Here is a 19,831-nt window from a genome sequence, read left to right as displayed (position 1 = left end):
TGCTCAACGTGGTCGTGAGTTGCGGCGGCGTGGTGTTTTCGCTTAGCTAGGAAAAAACATTCGGAACCGGAACGGGAACAACCTGACATGAACCGCCGACAAATCCTGTCCATGGCCCTGCCGCTGGTCGCCCTGCCGTCGCTGGTGCGGGCACAGGCCGCTGCCGCGCCGCGCGACCCCTATATGCCGACCGAGGTCTCGATCCGCAACGATTTCGAGGTCGGCAGCATCGTCGTGGTCAGCAATGACTTCTTTCTTTATCACGTCACCGCGCCGGGCCGGGCGATCCGTTACGGCGTCGCGGTCGGCACGGCGGAGCTGGTCTGGAAGGGCCGGGCGACGGTCGGGCGCAAGGTCGAATGGCCCAGCTGGACCCCCACGCAGGACATGATCAAGCGCAATCCGGGGCAATATGCGAAATGGGCCGACGGCATGCCGGGCGGGCCGCAGAACCCGTTGGGCGCGCGGGCGCTGTATCTGTATAATGATCGCGGGCAGGATACCGCGATCCGCATCCACGGCACGACCGAGCCGAACTCGATCGGGCGCGCGGTCTCGAACGGCTGCATCCGCATGCGCAACGAGGCGGTGATGGCGCTGTATGACAAGGTGGCGATCGGCACGCCCGTTTACGTCTATTGATGTGACGCTGAAGCTGTCGCGCGTTCTGGACCCCGCTTTTGCGGGGTTCGACGACATTATAGATGTCCGTTCCCCGTCCGAATATGCCGAGGATCACCTGCCGGGCGCGATCAACCTGCCGGTTCTGGATGATGCGGAACGGGCGCGGGTGGGCACGGTCTATAAGCAGGTTTCGCCCTTTGATGCGCGCAAGCTGGGGGCTGCGCTGGTGGCGGCGAATGCCGCGCGCCATATCGCCGGGCCTCTGGCGGATCGCGATGGCGGCTGGAAAGGGCTGATCTATTGCTGGCGGGGCGGGCAGCGTTCGGGCGGCTTTGCCACGATCCTGAGCCAGATCGGCTGGCGGATTCAGCGGATCGAGGGGGGCTATAAATCATGGCGCGGACTGGTGGTGGACCGGGTGCAGAACCAGCCGGTCAGGGCGCGGGTGGTGGTGCTGGACGGCAATACCGGCAGCGCCAAGACCGCGATCCTGTCTCGGCTGGCGGCGCGTGGCGTGCAGGTGATCGACCTTGAGGCTCTGGCCCGGCATCGCGGCAGCCTGTTCGGCGCCGTGGCCCAGGGACAGCCATCGCAGAAATGGTTTGAAAGCCGCCTTGCGCTGGCGCTGGAAGGTCTGGACCCGGCGCGTCCGGTTCTGGTCGAGGCCGAAAGCAGCCGCATCGGGGCGTTGAATTTGCCGAAATCGGTGTGGCAGGCGATCTGCGCCGCCCCTCGCATCCGGCTGGAGGTGCCGCTGGCGGCACGGGCGGCCTATTCGGTGCGCGATTACGCCGATGTCGTGGCCGATCCTGACCGACTGGCGGCCAGCATCGAGGCCCTGTCGCCGCTGCATCCGGCCGGGCGGATCGAGCAATGGCGGGCGCAGGCGCAGTCGGGCGATTGGATCGGGCTGGCGGCGGGGCTGATGCGCGACCACTATGACCCGCGCTATCGCAAGCATCGGGATCGCTATGTCCTGCGCGAGCGGGCGGTGGTTGCGCTGGAGGATCTGCGGGATCTGGATGCGGCGGCGGCGAAGGTCGAGGCGGCGATGATGCGTCTGGGCGGCTGAGGGTGTTTCGGGCGGCGCGAGGGCGTGCCTCCGGCGGGGATATTTGAGCACCAAAGATGGGGCGGCTGCCGGGTCTAGGTGGGGTCGTCGCGCAGGAAGCGGCGCAGGATGCGTTCCAATTTCGCCGCGCCGATGGGGGCCATGGCCTTGGTGTGGTCGTGGCTGATCGATTCATCGCTCATCCCCGCGCCCATATTGGTGATGACCGAGATGGCGGCGCAGCGCAGGCCGAGGAAGCGGGCGAGGATGATTTCCGGCACGGTGGACATGCCGACGGCATCGGCGCCGAGGATGCGGGCAGCGCGGATTTCGGCCGGGGTTTCAAAACTGGGGCCGGAAAACCAGCAATAGACGCCTTCGGGAAGGTCGATGCCTTCGGCCTGACCGGCGGCGATGATGGCGGCGCGCAGTTGCGGGTCATGCGCCTCGGTCATCGGGACGAAACGGGCGTCGGTGGGTTCTCCGATCAGCGGGTTGGTGCCGGCGAAGGCGATGTGGTCGTTCAGCAGCATGATGTCGCCGGGCGGAATGTCGGGGCGCAGCGAGCCCGCCGCATTGGTCAGGATCAGCTTTCGGCAGCCCAGTGCGGCCAGCGTTTCCAGGGCCGGGCGCATCGCGTCGGCGCGGCCCGATTCGTAGTAATGCGAGCGGCCCCCGAACAGCGCGACGCGGCGGGATTCGAGGGTTCCGATCACCAGTTGCGGGACATGGCCCGACACGCCCGCATGGGGAAAACCCGGCAGGTCGGAATAGGGGATGGCGGTGCCCTGGACCAGTCCGGTCAGATGGCCGAGGCCCGAGCCGAGGATCAGGCCGTATTCGGGGGGCTGGTCGCCCGCGCGGGCGCGGATCAGGGCGGCGAGGTCAGCGCTCTTTGACATAGGGTTCTCCGCCCGCGCGTGGCGGGATGGCGCGGCCGACGAAACCGGCAAGGATGATCACCGTCAGGATATAGGGTAGCGCGTTCATAAACATCGACGGAATGGTGATCACGCCGAGGTCGAGATTGGGATAGCGGTTGGCGATGGCTTCGAGCAGGCCGAAGAGGAAGGTGGCGAACAAGGCGCTGACCGGGCGCCATTTGGCGAAGATCAGCGCGGCCAGTGCGATGAAGCCGCGACCGGCGGTCATTTCCTTGACAAAGCCGGCCGACAGCCCGGTGGCCAGATAGGCGCCCGCCATGCCGCACAGGATCCCGCAGATGGCGATGGCGGCGAAGCGCAGCCGGGTGACCGACACGCCCGCCGTATCGACCGAGGCCGGATTTTCGCCCACCGCCCGCAGCCGCAGCCCGAAGCGGGTTCGAAACAGCACCCACCACGTCAGCGGCACCATCAGGAAGGCGACATAGACGAGGATGGAGTGCCCCGAGATCAGATCGGCATAGATCGGGCCGATGAACGGGACATCGCGCAGGGCGTTGGCGAAGGGCAGGGTGATCTCGCCGAACCGGCCCTGTCCGGTCAGTGAGGGCGTGCGCCCGCCAAGGCCGAAGATCTTCTGGCCCAGCAGCACCGTCAGCCCCGAGGCGAGGAAGTTGATCGCCACGCCGGAGATCAGCTGGTTGCCCCGGAAGGTGACCGAGGCCAGCCCGTGGATCAGCGACAGGGCCAGCGATCCGGCGACGCCCGCGCACAGGCCCAGCCACGCGCTGCCGGTGGCATAGGCGACCGAGGCGGCGGTGAAGGCGGCCATCAGCATCTTGCCTTCCAGTCCGATATCAAAGACCCCGGCGCGTTCGGAATAAAGCCCGGCAAGGCAGGCCAGCAGCAGGGGCGTCATCAGCCGCACCGCGCTGTCGAGGATCTGGATGATCGTGGCGAAATCCATCATGCCCGCCTTTGCCGTATCGCCATGAAGATCCGCTCCAGCGGCATGCGCACCATATTGTCCAGCGCCCCGGTGAACAGGATCACCAGCGCCTGAATGACCACGATCAATTCGCGCGGGATCGAGGTCCAGAGCGCCAGCTCGCCTCCGCCCTGATAGAGAAACCCGAACAGCAGCGCCGCCAGAAAGACCCCGAGCGGGTGATTGCGGCCCATCAGCGCCACGGCGATCCCGATGAAGCCCGCGCCCTCGACCGCGTTCAGGACCAGCCGCTCGGCCTCTCCCATCACGTTGTTGATCGCCATCAGCCCGGCCAGACCGCCCGAGATCAGCATGGTGATCACCACGATCCGCACCGGGCTGATGCCGGCATAAAGCGCGCCGGGCTCAGAGCGGCCGAGGGCGCGGATCTCGTATCCCAGACGTGTGCGCCAGATCAGCAGCCAGACCAGCACGCAGGCCGCGATGGCCACGAACAGGCTGATATTGACCGGGGTGTTCCGGCCCCATTCAAAGCCCAGTCCCAGCGCCATGTCCGACAGTTTCGGCAGTTGCGCGGATGCGGGAAAGCGGGCCGAGGCCGGGTCCATGCTGCCCACCGGGCGCAGCATGTTGACCAGCACATAGTTCAGCGCCGCGGCGGCGATGAAGTTGAACATGATCGTGGTGATGACGATATGGCTGCCGCGCCGGGCCTGAAGAACCGCCGGGATCAACGCCCATGCCGCGCCGAACAGCGCCGCGCCCAGCATCGCGGCGGGCAGCGCCAGCGACCAATGCGGCAAGGGCAGGTGCAGCAGCACCAGCGCCACGCCCAGCCCGCCCATTGCGGCCTGCCCTTCGCCGCCGATATTGAACAGGCTGGCGTGATAGGCGACCATCACTGCCAGTCCGGTAAAGATGAAATTCGTCGTGTAATACAGCGTGAAACCCCAGCCATAGCTGGACCCCAGCGCGCCCTCGACCATGACGGCCAGCGCCTCTCGCGGGCTTTCCCCGATGGCAAGGATCACCAGCGCCGAGATCGCCATCGCCAGCAGCAGAGAGATCAGCGGCGTCAGGATCACATCGGCCCATTTCGGCATCCTGTCCATCAGGCGGGTCCTTGTGGTGACAGGTCCTCGACATGCTTTGTCTCGGGCGGGATGCCGGCGCTGTCGGGGGTGTTTTCGGTGTCAGAGATGCCCGCCATCAGCAGGCCCAACTCGCCCGTGGTGGTCTGGCCGGGCAGGCGTTCGCCCATGATGCGACCGTCGAACATCACCGCGATACGGTCCGACAGCGACAGGATTTCGTCCAGTTCGACCGAGACCAGCAGGACCGCCTTTCCCGCGTCGCGCAGTTCGACGATGCGGCGGTGGATGAATTCGATCGCGCCGATATCGACGCCGCGCGTCGGCTGGCCGATCAGCAGAAGGTCGGGGTTCCGCTCGATTTCGCGCGCCACGACGATCTTCTGCTGGTTCCCACCCGAAAAGTTCCGCGCCGCCAGATGGGCGTTGCGGGGGCGGATGTCGAACCGTTCCATCTTGGCCTCGGCATCGGCAAGGATGGCGGCATTGTCCATCAGCGGGCCGCGATTGCATTCCGGCGCGTGGTGATAGCCGAAGGCGGTGTTTTCCCAGGCGGTGAAATCCATGATAAGCCCTTCGGACTGCCGGTCCTCGGGGATATGGCCGATGCCCTGCCGCCGCCGTTCGGCCCCGTCGCAGCCGCGCCCGCCAAGCGGCAGTTCGCGGCCGTTCAGGCTCAATCTGCCCGACACCGTGCTGCCCTTTTCGGGATAGCCGCCGAGGATCTCCAGCAATTGTGTCTGTCCGTTGCCGGAAACGCCCGCGATGCCCAGAATTTCGCCCGCGCGGATGTCCAGATCAATGCCGCGCAGCCGTTCCACCCCGTCCTCATCGACCAGTGTCAGGTCGCGGATCTCCAGCACCGGCGCGCCGGGCCGGGCCGGGGTTTTGCCCACGTTCAGCAGCACCTTGCGGCCCACCATCAGCTCGGCCAGTTCTTCGGGGCTGGTCTGCGCGGTCTGGACGCTGCCGACCATCTCGCCCCGGCGCATGACGCTGACATTGTCGGTGATCGCCATGATCTCGCGCAGCTTGTGGGTGATCAGGATGATCGTCTTGCCCTCGTCCTTCAGCCCGCGCAGGATGCGGAACAGATGGTCGGCCTCGGCCGGGGTCAGCACGCCGGTGGGCTCGTCAAGGATCAGGATATCGGCCTGCCGATACAGCGCCTTGAGGATTTCCACCCGCTGCTGGTGGCCGACCGACAGTTCCTCGATCACCTCGTCGGGATCGACGTTCAGCTCATACTCGGCGGCCAGCTGCTTCAGCACCCCCCGCGCACGGGCCAGCGACGGGCGCAGAAGTGGCCCGTCCTCGGCCCCCAGAATGACGTTTTCCAGAACGGTGAAATTCTGCACCAGCTTGAAATGCTGGAACACCATGCCGATGCCGGCGCGGATGGCAGTCTGGCTGTCGGTAACGGTCAGCGATGTGCCATTCACCAGAATTTCACCCGCATCGGGTTTGTAGAAGCCGTAAAGGATCGACATCAGCGTCGATTTTCCCGCGCCGTTTTCGCCGATGATGCCGTGGATCGTGCCCTTGGGCACCCGCAGGCTGATATCCTTGTTGGCCTGCACCGGCCCAAAGGCCTTCGAGATGCCGCGCAACTCGATCGCTGCGGGGGCGGCTTCGTCCGGCCGCCCCCCCGGCATGTCGCCCGCATGGGTCATTTACTGAACCGGGCAGGTATTGTCGGTCATATAGTCATGCACGGCGATCTGCCCCGAGGTGATCGCCTCGGTCGCGGTGTCGATGGCCGCCTGCATCTCGTCGGTGACAAGCTCCTGATTGTTCTCGTCGATCGCCACGACCACGCCGTCGGCGGCCAGATCCATCACCGTCACGCCCGGCGCCAGATCCTCGCCCGCCGTGAATGCGTCAAAGACCGCATTGTCCACCCGCTTGACCATCGAGGTCAGCACCTGCCCCGGATGCAGGTGGTTCTGGTTGCTGTCCACGCCGATCGACAGGATGCCCTCGTCGGCGGCGGTTTGCAGCACGCCGATGCCGGTGCCGCCCGCCGCCGCATAGATCACGTCGGCGCCTTGCGATTTCTGCGCGCGGGTCAGTTCGCCGCCCTTCACCGGGTCGTTCCATGCTGCGGGCGTCGTGCCGGTATAGTTGATCAGCACCCGCCCTTCCGGGTTGGTCGCCTTGAAGCCCTGCGCAAAGCCGCATTCGAACTTGTGGATCAGCGGAATGTCCATGCCACCGATAAAGCCCACCGTGCCGGTCTCGCTGGCCATGGCCGCCATGACCCCGGCCAGATAGCTGCCCTGCTCTTCGGTAAAGACCACCGATTGCACATTGGGCTGATCGACGATGGTGTCGATGATCGAGAATTTCGTGTCGGGATAGTCGGGGGCGATCTTGTTCAGCACCTCGCCAAAGGCAAAGCCGGTCATCACGATGGGATTGGCGCCGGTTTCGGCCAGACGGCGCAGGGCCTGTTCGCGTTGCGCCTCGGACTGCATCTCCAGTTCCTTGTAGGTGCCGCCGGTTTCCTCGGACCAGCGCTGCCCGCCCATATGCGCCGCCTCGTTGAAGGATTTGTCGAACTTGCCGCCAAGGTCGAAGATCAGCGCTGGTTCGGCCAGCGACGCCCCCGCCGTCAGGGCCAGCAGGGCCGTGCCCGTCAGAAGCGATTTGGTGAAACTCATTGCGATACCCCATCCTGTGTGATGCGGACGATTCAGACGCCCTTCTATGGGTCGATTAGGGCGCATCGCTTGTGACGGGTCAACTGCCTTGTTCAGGGTCCGGCAGGTCCAGCCGCATCACCACCGCATCCAGATCCGGCCCGTAATAGCGCCGCCGGCGACCCGCCTCGCACCAGCCCAGCCCGGCATAAAGCGCCTGCGCCGCCAGATTGTCCGCCGCGACCTCCAGAAATCCCGTCCGCGCACCGGCGGCCTGTGACGTTGCGGCGAATGCGCGGGTCAGATCGCGCCCCAGCCCCTGACGCCGGGCCTCGGGCGCGGTGGCCAGCGTCAGCAACTCGGCCTCATCGGCGACGACCCGACCCAGCAGAAAGCCCTGCAGCCCGCCCTGCGGTCGGGTCAGCAGAAACACCCCCGATGAGGCGATCAGGCTGGCGAACTCATCCGCCGACCAGGGGCGCGGCGTGGTGAAGCAGCGCCGATGCAGCGCCGCCAGCGCCTCGGGCGTGGCCAATGGGGCAGTCATGGCAGGATGGTGGGGGCGGGGTCGCGCGGCGGGGCGGCATCGGCGGGCCGCAGATAGATCGGCGCGGGCCGGGGGCCGGGATCGTCGCGGCGCTGCCGTGCCAGATGTGCGATGGCGACGGCCAGCGGGACCGCCGGCGCAGCCGGCGCGGGGCCGGGCGGCAGCGTTCCGCCCGCAGCTTGCTGCGGGCGGCCCCCGCTGTCTGGCGAACCCCCGGCGGGATCGGTGCCGAAATCCTGCCAGATCACCTGATCGCGACGCGAGGGGATCACCACCCGACAGGGGCGGGGCAGGTCGTAAGCTGTCGCTTCGGTCACGCTGACCCCCACTGCCGGGATGCCAAGCGACAGCGCCAGCCCGCGCGCGGCCGCCACCGCCACGCGGATGCCGGTGAAATTGCCCGGCCCGGTGCCGACGCCGATCACGTCCAGGTCGGACCAGCCCAGCCCGGCCTCGGACAGAACCTCTTCCAGGATCGGAAACAGCCGTTCGGCCTGTCCCTTGGCCATTTCCTCGTGGCGCAGCGCCAGAACCCTGCCGCCGCTCAGCAAAGCGGCCGCGCAATGCGCGGCCGATGAGTCAAAGCCAAGCGAGACCGGATCAGGCAACGGGCCGGACCTCGATCACCTCGGGGATGTAATGGCGCAGCAGGTTCTCGATCCCCATTTTCAGCGTCAGGGTCGAGGACGGGCAGCCCGCGCAGGCCCCCTGCATATGCAGATAGACGATGCCGCGGTCGAAGCCGTGGAAGGTGATGTCGCCGCCATCCTGCGCCACCGCGGGTCGGACGCGGGTGTCCAGCAGTTCCTTGATCTGGCCGACGATCTCGGCATCCGGCCCGTCATGGCTGGCATGGCCGCTCGTATCCGCGCTGCCGCCTTCGACCGCCGGGGCGCCGGACTGGAAATGCTCCATGATCGCGCCCAGAACCGAGGGTTTCAGATGATCCCACGGGACCTGATCGGCCTTGGTCACGGTCACGAAATCGCGGCCCAGAAAGACGCCGGTCACGCCCTCGACCGCAAAGATACGGGTCGCCAATGGCGAGGTCGTGGCGCTGTCAACTGTCGGAAAATCCGCCGTGCCATCGCCCAGCACGGATTCGCCGGGCAGGAATTTCAGCGTCGCGGGGTTCGGTGTGGTTTCGGTCTGGATGAACATGGGGGCGCTCCTTTGACGCAGATATGGCTATGGGGGGCGGTCGGGTCAAGCCGCAGGCCCCCCTCAGGTGATCGCTTCCAGCCTTTCCTTGGACATATCGCCCGGAACCAGCGTGATCGGACAGCTCAGCGCCGTCACATCGCGCAAAAGCCGCGTCAACAGCGGGTTCTGTGCCGATTTCTCGCTGGACAGGCCGATCACGACGATGCCGATCTTCGGGTCTTCAGCGACGACCTTCATCAGCTCTTCCGCCGGGTCGCCCTCGCGGATGATCAGTTCCGGCTCGACCTTGGGCCGCGACCGCATCCATTTGGCAAAGACCTCGTAATGCGCCTCGATCCGCTCATGGGCCTCGGCCCGCATCACATCGGCCACGCCGAAGCCGTGCTGGATTTCTTCGGCGGGGATCACCGACAGGATCACGACGCCGCCGCCGCTGTTGGCCGCCCGCATCGCGGCAAAGCGCATCGCGTTCAGACATTCGTGACTGTCGTCGAGGATAACGAGGAATTTGCGCATTTGCGCCCCTGTCATGGCCATTTCCTGCCGACACAGTGGCGGATATGCCATGTTCACGCAAGGGCGGGAACCAATCCGGCCCGTCGAGGTTTCCATGGGGAATGCTTTATGCTAGCGCGAAAAAAGCCAAGCAAAGACTAGCTGGATGGGATTGTGACGATTCACCATGATCTGGAGAGGGTCGCCCCCGACCGTGCAACGCCGCTTGTTGCACCCAGGATGGCCTGGTTTCAGGGCCCCTCACATATCGGTCGTTTGCAGCCGATGCCAGCGTCCAAGCGCGTCTTTGACCTGTGTTTTGCGCTGTTTCTGCTGATTCCGCTGGGTCTGGTGATGCTGGTCGTTTCGGTGGTGCTGCTGCTGAAACAGGGGCGACCGATCTTTTATGCCGCCGAAAGGATGCGCGCGCCGGGTCGGTCCTTCACCCAGCTGAAATTCCGCACCATGCTGCGGCAGGATGGCGATTTCGGTGCCACCGGGGCGCACAAGCACTGGCGGATCACGCCCTTCGGCCACTTCCTGCGCCGTTCGCGAATCGATGAACTGCCGCAGCTGTTCAACATCCTGCGCGGCGACATGAGCTTTGTCGGCCCGCGTCCGCCCCTGCGCGAATATGTCGAACGCTTTCCGGCGATCTATTCGCAGGTGCTGAACAGCCGTCCCGGCGTGACCGGTCTGGCGACGCTGATCTATCACCGGCACGAGGACCGCATTCTGGCCAGCTGCCAAAGCGCCGAAGCGACCGAGGCCGCCTATTACCGCCGCTGTTTGCCGGCCAAGCTGAAGATCGACCTGATCTATCAACGCCACCGCAGCACGGGGATGGATCTGTGGATTCTGTGGAACACGATCAAGATCGTCATTTCACGTCGCGACGAACGTCCCCGCCGTCGCGGGCGGGGCTGAACGGGTCCTGCGCATAGCCCGCGCCGGTCAGATACAGCCCCTGCGGCGGACAGACCGGGCCGCAGGCGGCGCGGTCGCGGGCCTGCAAGGCCTTTGCCACACGATCAGGTGACCACGACCCCGCGCCGACCCTTTCCAGCGTGCCGACGATGGACCGCACCTGATTGTGCAGAAACGACCGTGCGCGCAGGTGAAAGCGGTATTCGCGCCCCTCGGGCCGGGTGATCTCTTCGATGGTGATCTCATCCAGCGTCTTGACCGGGCTTTTCGCCTGACAGATCGAGGATCGGAACGTCGTGAAATCATGCAGCCCGACCAGATGCGCTGCCGCCTTGCGCATGGCATCGGCGTCCAGCGGGTTCAGCACCTGCCAGACCAGCCCGCGATCATGCGTCGCAGGCGCGCGCCGGGCTAGCAGCCGGAACAGATAGCGCCGCTCGATGGCCGAGAAACGGGCGTGGAAATCCTCATCCACGCGCGCCACCGCCAATATCGCCACCGGCGCGGGTTTCAGGTGCCAGTTCAGCGCCTCGCCCAGCCGGAACGGGTCCCAGTCGCGGGCCAGATCGGCATGGGCGACCTGTCCGGTGGCATGCACGCCCGCATCGGTGCGGCCCGCGGCGGCGATGCGGGCACCGGCGGCGAAACCGGGGTCCAGCCGGGCCAGCGCGGCCTCGATGGCGCCCTGAACAGAGGGCTGGTCGGCCTGCGCCTGCCAGCCTGCGAAAGGCGCGCCATCATATTCGATTTTCAGGGCAAAGCGCGGCATGGATCAGTCGCGCTTGCGCCCGGAGGGGTCGGCGGTGTCGGGGGAAAATTCGCCCATCAGATCATCCAAACTCTGCGCGCGATCGGATTGCAGCGCGGGGCGTTCGGGGTCGGTCGGCGTATCCGGGCGGACGCCCTCGCGGGCCAGCCTGTCGCGCAGCACCGCGATTTCGATGTCCAGATCGCTGCGGTCGCCTTCCAGAAGCTGATCGCGGCGGGCGATGAAATCTTTTTCCAGATCGTTCAGGAAATCCTCATAGGCCGCCCGCGCCCGCTGATCCCGCGTGCGGGCATAGAGATCGGCGAACTTCACCGTCGCGTCACGCGCGCCCATCAGATAGATGCCCATATAGCGCCGGGCGGCGGACAGATCGCCGGGATCGCTGCGCACCCTCTCGAACAGGGCCTGAACGGTCGCGGCGAAGCGCGCCACCCGGTCGTCCAGTTGCCGGTCGCCCGCGCGGCGGATCGCGTCGCGCATCTGGGTCAAGTGGGCCTGCCCTTCCTCGATCATCCGGTTGGCGCGTTCCTGCTGGAAACTGTCCATCCCGTCCATGCCCTTGTCGCGCATCGGGTCGGTGCCGAAGGCAAGCCAGTGCAGCGCCAGCCCGGTCAGCCCGATCAGTCCGGCACCCATGACCGCGCCGGGCTCCCATGCGCCAAGCGCCAGCCCGACCGAGGCCGCCAGCCCGCCGAACAGCTTGCGCGGAATGGCCGGGCGGCGTGCGGCACGGCGCGCGTCATAGGCCGCCTGCGCCCGCAGCCCGTCATGGGTCAGCCGCATCCCGCCCGCGATCAGCGCAAAACCGGCAAGGTTGGTGATCATCCCCTCGGGCGACTGCCAGAAGGCTGCGATCAGCAGCGGAATGGCGGCGATGGTGATCCATTTCGGCCGCGCCTGCATCGGGTGGCGGGGTTCGGGCAGCATGCTGGGGGGGGCGGCACCGGAGGGCGAATATTTGCCGCTGTAACGCTGCGCCATCAGGCCGCGCCCGCCCAGGCATAGAGCGTCAGCAGGATCAGCAGATAGAAGCTCAGCCTTTGCATCGCGTTGCGGGACATGGTTTTCCTCTTGTCTGGCCGGGTTTCGGGATGCGCCGCTGCTTATATCGGTATCCCGCGGCGGATTGCAAAGAGCGGTTCAGCCCGGCAGGATCCGCCCCAGCGCCCGGTCCAGCAGCGTGGGATCGTCCGGCGCCAGCCGGACCGGCAGCGCCAGAACGCGGGGCCGGAAATGCCGGGGCAGGCGCACCGCGTCCTTTTCGGTGGTGACAAGCTGGGCGCCGGTCATCCGCGCCTCGGTCTCCAGCCGGGTCAGCAGGGCGGGGGTGAAGGGCTGGTGATCGTCCAGCGCCTCGCCGCGCACCAGTTCGGCACCAAGGCCGCGCAGGGTGGCAAAGAATTTCCCCGGATGGCCGATACCCGCGAAGGCCAGCACCCGATGGCCCTGCCAGTCGATGCCGGTTTGCAGCGGCACCAGCGCGGCTTGCAGGCGCGGCGGTGTGGGGGATGGCGGCTGGAACCGGGCCTGCGCCTCGGGCGGGCCGATGGACAGCAGCATATCGGCGCGGGCCAGCCCGGCGGGGACGGGTTCGCGCAGGGGACCGGCGGGCAGGCACAAACCGTTGCCAAAGCCCCTTGCCGCATCGACCACCACGATGGACAGGTCATGCGCCAGCGCCGGATCCTGAAACCCGTCGTCGAGGATGATCGCCTGCGCCCCGTCGGCCACTGCCGCGCGCGCGCCCGACAGCCGGTCATCCGCGACCCAGACCGGCCCGAAGGCGGCCATCAGCAGCGGCTCATCCCCGGTCAGGGCGGCGTCGTGGTGGCGTTCGTCGACGCGCAGCACACCCTTGTGACTGCCGCCGTAGCCACGAGAGACGACATGCGCCGCGATCCCCCGCCCGATCAGCAACTGTTGCAGATGGATGACCGTCGGCGTCTTGCCGGTGCCGCCTGCGTTCAGGTTGCCGACGCAGATCACCGGCACGCCGACCCGCACGCGCGCGCCTTGGGCCAGACGCCGCGCCGTTGCCCGTGCGTAAAGCGCGCCAAGCGGCGACAGCAGCCGGGCGGTCAGCGCGGGCGGGCGATGATACCAGAAATCGGGGGCGCGTCTCATGGTTTGGCTTCCCTCAGAACGGCCAGCACCGGCTCGGCGATCTGGATGGCGACCCCGACGCCGCCGGTGCTGATGGTCCATGCGCTGCTGGCAAGCGAGGCGGTCAGGTCGGGTTGCGACAGCTCGGCTATGGCGGTGGCCAGTTCGGCGGCGTCACTTACGCGCCGCGCGGCACCCCCGCCGTCCAGCTGCCGCCATTCGGTTGCAAAGCGATCCGTTGCCGGGCCGTGGATGATGGCTGATCCAAGCGCGGCGGGCTCGAACGGGTTGCGGCTGTTTTCATCGTCGCCCGACAGCGTGCCACCCATATAGGTGACCGGTGCCAGACGATACCACAGCCCCATTTCCGTTGGCCCGTCCGAGATCATCACCTGCACGTCTTCGGTCGGCTCGTCATCGGCGGTGCGGCGGGCGACGATCAGTCCGCTGGCCTCGATCTCGGCGGCCAGGGCGTCGGCGCGCTCGGCCGTGTCGGGCACCAGAAACAGCAGCGCGCGATGCGACAGGTGCAGGGCGGCGTTATGGGCTTCCAGCACGGCGGCCTCTTCCGAGGGCGGTATGGCGGCGGCCAGCCACGCATGGCGGCCCGACATCAAGCTGGCAAAGCCCTCACGCTCGGCCTCGGTGCAGCGCAAGGGTTCGTGGATCTGGGTGACGGGACCGGTCACGGTCAGCAATTCGCGCGGCAGCCCCATCCGGCAGGCAATGTCATAGCTGGCGGCGTCGGTCAGCATGATCGCCCGCATATCCGACAGCAAGGCCCGACGCATGGCGGCGCGCATCGACCAGCCGGAATCCTTCGGGTCCAGATGGGTGTCGCCCAGAATGATGGGAATGCGGCGGTCGGTGGCGGCGGTGATCAGCCCCGCAGGCAGGTCCGCCCCCAGCAGCAGCAGCGCGAAGGGCCGGGTCTGGTCAAGCAACCCGCCGGCTGCGGCCGGATCTTCGGCCGGGTCGGGGATGTCGCCGCCCAGTTCCAGAATACGCAGATCGCGGCGCGACCGCAGCAGCCTTGCGCCCACCTGCGTCGCGGCGGAATGGGCCTCGGGCGTGGCGCGCATGAGCAGCAGGGGGCCATCGCCCGGCGGCAGGGTGGCCGGGCCGGGCGCGGGGGATTGTTGCCGCCGCAGATGCAGCCACAGGCCCAGCCGCCCCAGTCCGGCCATCGCCATCAGGCGCCCAGTTCCTCGGTCGGGCTGGCGGCGGTTTCCTCGTCGCGCAGGCGGTGCAGATGGGCGATGAAATAGCGGGTATGGGCGCTGTCCACGGTGCGCTGCGCCTCGGCCTTCCATGCGGCATAGGCGGTGGCATAATCGGGAAAGATACCGACCATGTGGATCTGCGACGTGTCGCGGAATTCGGTGCGCTGCGGGTCGATCAGTTCGCCGCCGAAAACGAGGTGAAGTCGCTGGGGCATGAGGTCTCCTTGCCTGTCTGCTGCATCGGTGCTGCGCCTGTCGCGGCGCCGGTGCGGGATGAAACGAGTTTAGGGCGCGGGCCGGGCGCTACAACCCGGCCAGCTCCATCACGACTTTCCATTCGGCCTCGGTCACCGGCTGGACCGACAGGCGCGAATTGTTGACCAGCACCATGTCCTTCAGCCGGGGCTCGGATTTGGCCTGATCCAGCGAGACCGGGCGGGGCAGCGGCTTGATGGCCTTCACATCGACGCATTCCCATTTCGGATCGGCGGCCTTGCTGTCGGGATGGGCCTCGGCGATCACCTCGACGATGCCCACGGCCTCTTTGCCGATATTCGAATGATAGAACAGGCCGCGGTCGCCCAGCTTCATTTCCCGCATGAAGTTGCGCGCCTGATAGTTGCGCACGCCGTCCCATTCCTCGCCCTGATCGCCCTTGGCAACCAGATGATCCCAGCCAAAGACATCGGGTTCGGATTTGAAAAGCCAGTAGCGCATCAGCCGATCACCTTCTTCCATTCGGTGATCTCGACGGAATCGAACAGCCCGGCCAGACCGTAAGGGTCCTGCGCCGCCCAGTCGCGGGCGGCGTCCATGCTGTCGGCCTCGATCACCAGCAGCGAGCCGCGCATCTCGCCATCGGTGATCATCGGGCCGCCGAACAGGACCGCGCCGGTTTCCGCGACATAGGCCAGATGGGCCTCGCGATTGGCCATGCGGGTGTCCAGAGCGCCGGATTTGTCGCGGCAGATCAAAGCGAAATAGGGCATCATTCCTCCTTCAGGGGGCGGGTCATCAGGGTTTCCATGGCGTTTTCCACCGAAACCGCGCCTTCGGCAAGCCGGGCGACCATGGCGGCGATGGGCATTTCCTCGCCCAGCCGGGCGGCAAGGGCGGCGACGGCGCGGGCGGTGGCGGCGCCTTCGACGGTGGTGCGGCTGTCAAACTCCGCGCGCGTGCCAAGCGACTGACCAAAGCGGAAATTGCGCGATTGGGCCGAGGTGCAGGTCAGCGTCAGATCGCCAAGGCCCGACAGGCCGGTCAGCGTTTCGGGCCGGGCGCCCAGCCGGGTCGCTAGCCGGGTCATTTCGGCGAATCCGCGGGTGATGATCGCCGCCCGTGCGCTGTCGCCGAAGCCTGCGCCGATGACGGTGCCCGCCGCGATGGCGATGACGTTTTTCAGCGCCCCGCCCAGTTCCGCGCCGGAGACATCGGTCGTGCGGTAAAGCCGCAGCACCGGTGTGGACAACGCATGTTGCAGCGCCCGGCCTGCCGTTGCGTCGGCGCAGGCCAGCGTCAGGGCGGTGGGCAGGCCCCGCGCGATATCGGCAGCGAATGATGGCCCGGTCAGCACGGCGATAGTGGCCTGCGGGCAGGTCTCGGCGATCAGCGTCGAAGGCCCGGTCAGCCGCGTCAGGTCGATGCCCTTGGCGGTGCTGACCAGCACCTTGCGGGCGAACAGCGCCGCATGACTGGTCAGGAAGCCGCGCAGCGTCTGGGCGGGCAGGGCCAGCAGCAGCGTATCGGCATGGGTGGCCAGCATCAGATCGTCGGTGATGGTGATGGTATCGGGCAGGGAAACGCCCGGCAGGCGCGGGTTCTCGCGTGTTCCGGCCCAGCCGGTATCGCGCCCCCACAGCGTCACCGGGCGGTTGGCCGACAGCGCCACGGCCAGCGCCGTTCCGAATGCGCCCGCGCCGATGATCGCGATGCTCATGCCTTGGCCCCCTTCTTGCCGCTGCCCAGCATCGGCGCGGCGCGCCCGTCCAGCGGCCAGCGGGGCCGGGCGGCCAGATCCATGCCGTCGCGATGGCCCAGCCGGAAACGCTCGATCCCCGCCCATGCGATCATGGCGCCGTTATCGGTGCAAAGCCGCAGCGGAGGGGCCAGAAACCGCGCCCCCGCGCCTGCCGCCACCTGCTGCAACGCGGCGCGGATCTGTCCGTTCGCCGCCACGCCGCCCGCGACGGCCAGCAGCGGGACCGGGCTGGCGGCCAGCGCGCGGCGGGATTTTTCGGCCAGAACCTCGGCCACCGCCGTCTGGAATGCGGCGCAGAGATCGGCGCGGTCCTGTTGGTGCAACCCGCCCTGCTGGGCGATCAACTGGTCGCGCAGGCGCAGGGCGGCGGTTTTCAGCCCCGAAAATGACATGTCGCAGCCGGGCCGGTCCAGCAGCGGGCGGGGCAGGTCGAAACGGTCGGGATCGCCGCGCATGGCCTCGGCCTCGACCGAGGGGCCGCCAGGCTGGGGCAGGGCCAGCAGCTTGGCCAGCTTGTCGAAGGCCTCGCCCGGGGCGTCGTCGATGGTGCCGCCCAGACGGGTGAAATCCTGCGGCCCGTTCACGCGCAGGAACTGGCAGTGCCCGCCCGAGACCAGCAGCATCAGATAGGGAAAATCGACGCCATCGGTCAGCCGCGGGGTCAGCGCATGGCCGGCCAGATGGTTGACGCCGACCAGCGGCAGGCTGCGTCCCGCCGCGATGCCCTTGGCCATCATCACCCCCGCCATGACACCGCCGATCAACCCCGGTCCCGCCGTCACCGCCACGCCGGTCAGATCGTCCAGCGTCACCCCGGCCTGCGACAAGGCCTGTTCGACCACCACATCCAGCCGCTCGGCATGGGCGCGGGCGGCAATTTCGGGAACCACGCCGCCGAAATCGGAGTGCAATTCGGTCTGACCCGCGACGACCGAGGCCAGAATCCGCCCGTCACCGCAGACGATGGCGGCGGCGGTATCGTCGCAACTGCTCTCGATGCCAAGAAAGATCAGATCGTCCATGCTCTTGCCGGGCGGGGGAATGGCGCTTACCCCTGACGCCCTAGCACCGTCCGATGGGAAAAGCCAATGCCGACAGGGAGCCGTCCCGTTTTACTGCTGACCCGCCCCGAAGCGGATTCGCGCCGCTTTGCCGCGATGCTGCCGGAGTTCCGGGCGGTGATCTCGCCCATCCTGCGGATCGTGCCGGTCGAACATGACGCCTCGCGGCTGGCCGGGGCCGAGGGGCTGATCTTCACCTCGGGTCACGCGGTGGCATCGGCGGGTGCGGGGCGCGGCAGGCTGGCGATCTGCGTGGGCCGCCGCACGGCGGAAATCGCGGCGGCGGCTGGGTTTACGGTGCAGCATGGCAATGGCTTTGCCGAAAGCCTGATTCCGTTGATCGAGGCCGCGCCGATGCCGCTGATCCATCCGCATGGGCGGCATCTGGCCCGCAGGCTGCCGGTGACCGGCATGGTGGTCTATGACCAGCTGGCGCTGCCGCTGAACGATCAGGCCGTTGCGTTGCTGCAAGGTGATGCGCCGCTGCTGCTGCCGCTGTTTTCGCCACGTTCGTCGCAGCTGGTCTCGGCGGCGGTGGTGCAGGCGCGGGCGCCGCTGTGGCCTGTGGCGATCAGTCCGGCGGCGATGGCGCAATGGCGGGCACCCGCGCAGCGGCAGGCGGTGGCCGCCACGGCGGATATAGAGGCGATGGCGGATGCCTGTCGGTCATTGGCCGTCTCGGAACAATCGTGATTGCGGCGGGTTGAGCAAAGCCCACCGGCTGATTAGGCTGTGCGGCAATATCCGGGACTGCGTGACGGAATGATGCGGCGGATGTTTACGCGGATGTTTACGGGGACTTGATTTTGACCAGAGCAGACGAAACCAAACCGTCGGACAAGGCCAACAGCCCTGCCGAACCGGAAAACACGGCGAAAAAACAGGCCGCAGCGCCCGGCGTGATCGCAACGACCGATGTGGGAACCGGACGCGGCGACGCGGCCATGCCCCGCGGCGCAGAGATCAGCCCGGTCGATTCGACGCTGCTGGGCGATTCCACCGATGGGCGCCCTGCGGCGGCGCGTAAACCGGATGACGCGGGTAAAAGCGACGATTCGGCCAAAGGCGACGATTCGGCCCGCGCTGTGCCGCTGGTGCCGAAAGCGGCGGATGCCGAACCGGCAAAACCCGCGCGGTCCGAGCCGACCCCCGCCCCGGTGCAGCGCGTGACCGTGCAGAAGACCGGCTTCTGGCCGGTGGTTCTGGGCGGTGTCGTGGCCGCCGGGCTGGGATCTGCCGCCACGATCTATGCCCTGCCATATCTGCCCGCAGGCTGGTTGCCCGCCGACGAGGCCGCGATCGACGCCGACGCAGTCGTGGCCGAGGCCGTTGCCGCCGCACAGGAAAGCGCGCAGCAACTGGTCGATGATTTCGCCGCCTCGATCGAGATGCCAGCCCCCGCAGAAGGTGCCGAATCCGGCGCGGCGGATGTGCAGGACATCGACACGCTGCGTCAGGAAATCGCCGATCTGCGCGCCCGCGTGGACGATCAGTCCTCGCGTCTGGACGAATTGCAGGCCGCGCCGGATGCCCAGCCCGCGCAAACGGCCACGGATGAGGGTCAGCCGGAGGCAGGCGACCCGGCAGCCATCGACACATTGCGTCAGGACATCGCCGATCTGCGTGCGCAGCTGGAGGATCAGACGGGCCGCATCGACCAGATGCAGGCCGGGCCGGAACTTGACCCCGCCGCCGTCGAGCGGATTCAGGCGCTGGCGGAACAGGCCGATCAGCTTGAACAGCGCATCACCTCGGCCGCCGAAGAGGCCAGCCAGCAGATCGGTGCCGCCCAGGCCGAGGCCGAGCAGTTGCAGGCCGCCGCCGTCGAAAGCACCCGCCGGGCCGAGGCCGTCGCGGCCATCGCCGCATTGCAGGCCGCGCTGGATCGCGGCAGCAGCGGCGACGAGGCGCGGCAGGCGCTGGATCAGGCCGGGATCGCCACGCCCGAGGCGCTGCAACAGGATGTGCCCAGTCTGGTCAGCCTTCAGGAAAGTTTCGGCGATGCCTCTCGGGCCGCCCTTCGCGCCGCCTTGCGCGAAGACAGCTCGGGCGGGGGCAATGTCGTGACGAATTTCCTGCGCGCCCAGACCGGTGCCCGTTCGGTGACCCCGCGCGAAGGCGACGATCCCGACGCCATCCTGTCGCGCGCCGGTGCCGAGGTCGAAGCCGGACGCATCGCCGAGGCGCTGGACGAGATGACGGCGCTGCCCGAAGCGGCCCGTAATGCGCCGACAATGGCCGAATGGCTGTCCGGTGCCACCGCCTGGCGCGATGCGCGGGCCGCCTTGTCGGACCTGACCGACACCACCGAATGAGGGCATGG

The 19,831-nt window shown here is 67.4% G+C and carries 23 protein-coding genes; 5 read left to right on the top strand and 18 right to left on the bottom strand.

Going from position 1 to position 19,831, the window contains the following annotated elements; genetic code table 11:
- Positions 1 to 87 precede the first annotated feature (87 nt).
- Together JHW40_RS00495 and mnmH are read left to right on the top strand one after the other, a co-directional pair.
- Positions 88 to 642: a L,D-transpeptidase gene (locus JHW40_RS00495; protein ID WP_090612391.1), complete on the top strand. Its 555-nt coding sequence runs from the start codon at positions 88 to 90 to the stop codon at positions 640 to 642.
- Positions 602 to 1,696, top strand: a complete 1,095-nt coding sequence (gene mnmH / locus JHW40_RS00490) for a tRNA 2-selenouridine(34) synthase MnmH (RefSeq protein ID WP_090612389.1) — start codon at positions 602 to 604, stop codon at positions 1,694 to 1,696. The genes JHW40_RS00495 and mnmH overlap by 41 nt, the downstream gene beginning before the upstream one ends.
- 74 nt (positions 1,697 to 1,770) lie before the next feature.
- On the opposite strand, the gene JHW40_RS00485 is transcribed toward mnmH, so the two are convergent.
- The 9 genes from JHW40_RS00485 to JHW40_RS00445 form a co-directional block, all read right to left on the bottom strand.
- Positions 1,771 to 2,577 (bottom strand): purine-nucleoside phosphorylase, encoded by an 807-nt coding sequence (locus JHW40_RS00485; RefSeq protein WP_090612386.1) that lies wholly within the window; start codon positions 2,575 to 2,577, stop codon positions 1,771 to 1,773.
- Positions 2,561 to 3,526 carry an ABC transporter permease gene (locus tag JHW40_RS00480; protein ID WP_090612384.1) on the bottom strand — a complete coding sequence of 322 codons (966 nt, stop codon included), beginning with the start codon at positions 3,524 to 3,526 and terminating at the stop codon, positions 2,561 to 2,563. Before JHW40_RS00480 ends, JHW40_RS00485 begins: the two co-directional genes overlap by 17 nt.
- A complete protein-coding gene (locus JHW40_RS00475; protein ID WP_090612382.1) occupies positions 3,526 to 4,620 on the bottom strand; it encodes an ABC transporter permease in 1,095 nt (364 codons plus the stop codon). Before JHW40_RS00475 ends, JHW40_RS00480 begins: the two co-directional genes overlap by 1 nt.
- Positions 4,620 to 6,272: an ABC transporter ATP-binding protein gene (locus JHW40_RS00470; protein ID WP_244519192.1), complete on the bottom strand. Its 1,653-nt coding sequence runs from the start codon at positions 6,270 to 6,272 to the stop codon at positions 4,620 to 4,622. The genes JHW40_RS00475 and JHW40_RS00470 overlap by 1 nt, the downstream gene beginning before the upstream one ends.
- The gene (locus JHW40_RS00465) at positions 6,273 to 7,262 is read right to left on the bottom strand and encodes a BMP family lipoprotein (protein WP_090612380.1); all 990 of its coding nucleotides are present in this window, start codon (positions 7,260 to 7,262) and stop codon (positions 6,273 to 6,275) included.
- A 79-nt stretch (positions 7,263 to 7,341) separates the two neighbouring features.
- Entirely contained in the window at positions 7,342 to 7,788 is a 447-nt protein-coding gene (locus JHW40_RS00460) for a GNAT family N-acetyltransferase (RefSeq protein ID WP_090612378.1), read from the bottom strand.
- On the bottom strand, positions 7,785 to 8,396 hold the full coding sequence (tsaB, locus tag JHW40_RS00455; protein WP_090612375.1) for a tRNA (adenosine(37)-N6)-threonylcarbamoyltransferase complex dimerization subunit type 1 TsaB: 612 nt from the start codon (positions 8,394 to 8,396) through the stop codon (positions 7,785 to 7,787). Before tsaB ends, JHW40_RS00460 begins: the two co-directional genes overlap by 4 nt.
- The gene (locus JHW40_RS00450) at positions 8,389 to 8,949 is read right to left on the bottom strand and encodes a NifU family protein (RefSeq protein WP_090612373.1); all 561 of its coding nucleotides are present in this window, start codon (positions 8,947 to 8,949) and stop codon (positions 8,389 to 8,391) included. The genes tsaB and JHW40_RS00450 overlap by 8 nt, the downstream gene beginning before the upstream one ends.
- Before the next feature lie 63 nt (positions 8,950 to 9,012).
- A complete protein-coding gene (locus JHW40_RS00445) occupies positions 9,013 to 9,468 on the bottom strand; it encodes a universal stress protein (RefSeq protein ID WP_090612523.1) in 456 nt (151 codons plus the stop codon).
- A 264-nt stretch (positions 9,469 to 9,732) separates the two neighbouring features.
- Here JHW40_RS00445 and JHW40_RS00440 point away from each other — a divergent pair, with 264 nt between their 5' ends.
- Positions 9,733 to 10,374: a sugar transferase gene (locus JHW40_RS00440; RefSeq protein WP_090612521.1), complete on the top strand. Its 642-nt coding sequence runs from the start codon at positions 9,733 to 9,735 to the stop codon at positions 10,372 to 10,374.
- Here JHW40_RS00440 and truA read toward each other — a convergent pair.
- The 9 genes from truA to tsaD all read right to left on the bottom strand — a co-directional run bounded on the left by truA (position 10,328) and on the right by tsaD (position 17,469).
- Positions 10,328 to 11,143 (bottom strand): tRNA pseudouridine(38-40) synthase TruA, encoded by an 816-nt coding sequence (truA, locus tag JHW40_RS00435; RefSeq protein WP_090612370.1) that lies wholly within the window; start codon positions 11,141 to 11,143, stop codon positions 10,328 to 10,330. The genes JHW40_RS00440 and truA overlap by 47 nt on opposite strands.
- Positions 11,144 to 11,146: 3 nt before the next feature.
- Positions 11,147 to 12,124 (bottom strand): 5-bromo-4-chloroindolyl phosphate hydrolysis family protein, encoded by a 978-nt coding sequence (locus JHW40_RS00430; protein ID WP_090612369.1) that lies wholly within the window; start codon positions 12,122 to 12,124, stop codon positions 11,147 to 11,149.
- Positions 12,125 to 12,283: 159 nt separating this feature from the next.
- Positions 12,284 to 13,267: a tetraacyldisaccharide 4'-kinase gene (gene lpxK / locus JHW40_RS00425; protein ID WP_090612366.1), complete on the bottom strand. Its 984-nt coding sequence runs from the start codon at positions 13,265 to 13,267 to the stop codon at positions 12,284 to 12,286.
- The gene (locus tag JHW40_RS00420; RefSeq protein WP_090612363.1) at positions 13,264 to 14,439 is read right to left on the bottom strand and encodes a 3-deoxy-D-manno-octulosonic acid transferase; all 1,176 of its coding nucleotides are present in this window, start codon (positions 14,437 to 14,439) and stop codon (positions 13,264 to 13,266) included. The genes lpxK and JHW40_RS00420 overlap by 4 nt, the downstream gene beginning before the upstream one ends.
- Entirely contained in the window at positions 14,439 to 14,684 is a 246-nt protein-coding gene (locus tag JHW40_RS00415) for a DUF4170 domain-containing protein (protein ID WP_090612362.1), read from the bottom strand. Before JHW40_RS00415 ends, JHW40_RS00420 begins: the two co-directional genes overlap by 1 nt.
- Before the next feature lie 88 nt (positions 14,685 to 14,772).
- The gene (locus JHW40_RS00410) at positions 14,773 to 15,186 is read right to left on the bottom strand and encodes an EVE domain-containing protein (RefSeq protein WP_090612359.1); all 414 of its coding nucleotides are present in this window, start codon (positions 15,184 to 15,186) and stop codon (positions 14,773 to 14,775) included.
- A complete protein-coding gene (locus JHW40_RS00405) occupies positions 15,186 to 15,461 on the bottom strand; it encodes a YciI family protein (RefSeq protein WP_090612358.1) in 276 nt (91 codons plus the stop codon). The genes JHW40_RS00410 and JHW40_RS00405 overlap by 1 nt, the downstream gene beginning before the upstream one ends.
- Positions 15,458 to 16,405, bottom strand: a complete 948-nt coding sequence (locus JHW40_RS00400; protein ID WP_090612356.1) for an NAD(P)H-dependent glycerol-3-phosphate dehydrogenase — start codon at positions 16,403 to 16,405, stop codon at positions 15,458 to 15,460. The genes JHW40_RS00405 and JHW40_RS00400 overlap by 4 nt, the downstream gene beginning before the upstream one ends.
- Positions 16,402 to 17,469: a tRNA (adenosine(37)-N6)-threonylcarbamoyltransferase complex transferase subunit TsaD gene (gene tsaD / locus JHW40_RS00395; protein WP_090612354.1), complete on the bottom strand. Its 1,068-nt coding sequence runs from the start codon at positions 17,467 to 17,469 to the stop codon at positions 16,402 to 16,404. Before tsaD ends, JHW40_RS00400 begins: the two co-directional genes overlap by 4 nt.
- Before the next feature lie 66 nt (positions 17,470 to 17,535).
- Here tsaD and JHW40_RS00390 point away from each other — a divergent pair, with 66 nt between their 5' ends.
- Together JHW40_RS00390 and JHW40_RS00385 are read left to right on the top strand one after the other, a co-directional pair.
- Positions 17,536 to 18,201 (top strand): uroporphyrinogen-III synthase, encoded by a 666-nt coding sequence (locus JHW40_RS00390; protein ID WP_090612351.1) that lies wholly within the window; start codon positions 17,536 to 17,538, stop codon positions 18,199 to 18,201.
- A gap of 113 nt (positions 18,202 to 18,314) precedes the next feature.
- Positions 18,315 to 19,823 carry a COG4223 family protein gene (locus tag JHW40_RS00385; RefSeq protein ID WP_139208156.1) on the top strand — a complete coding sequence of 503 codons (1,509 nt, stop codon included), beginning with the start codon at positions 18,315 to 18,317 and terminating at the stop codon, positions 19,821 to 19,823.
- Positions 19,824 to 19,831: the final 8 nt, after the last annotated feature.

The organism is Paracoccus alcaliphilus, assembly GCF_028553725.1.
GTDB lineage: Bacteria > Pseudomonadota > Alphaproteobacteria > Rhodobacterales > Rhodobacteraceae > Paracoccus > Paracoccus alcaliphilus.
Note: the sequence above shows the minus strand (reverse complement) of the source record. Positions and strands in the feature narration are given on the sequence as shown.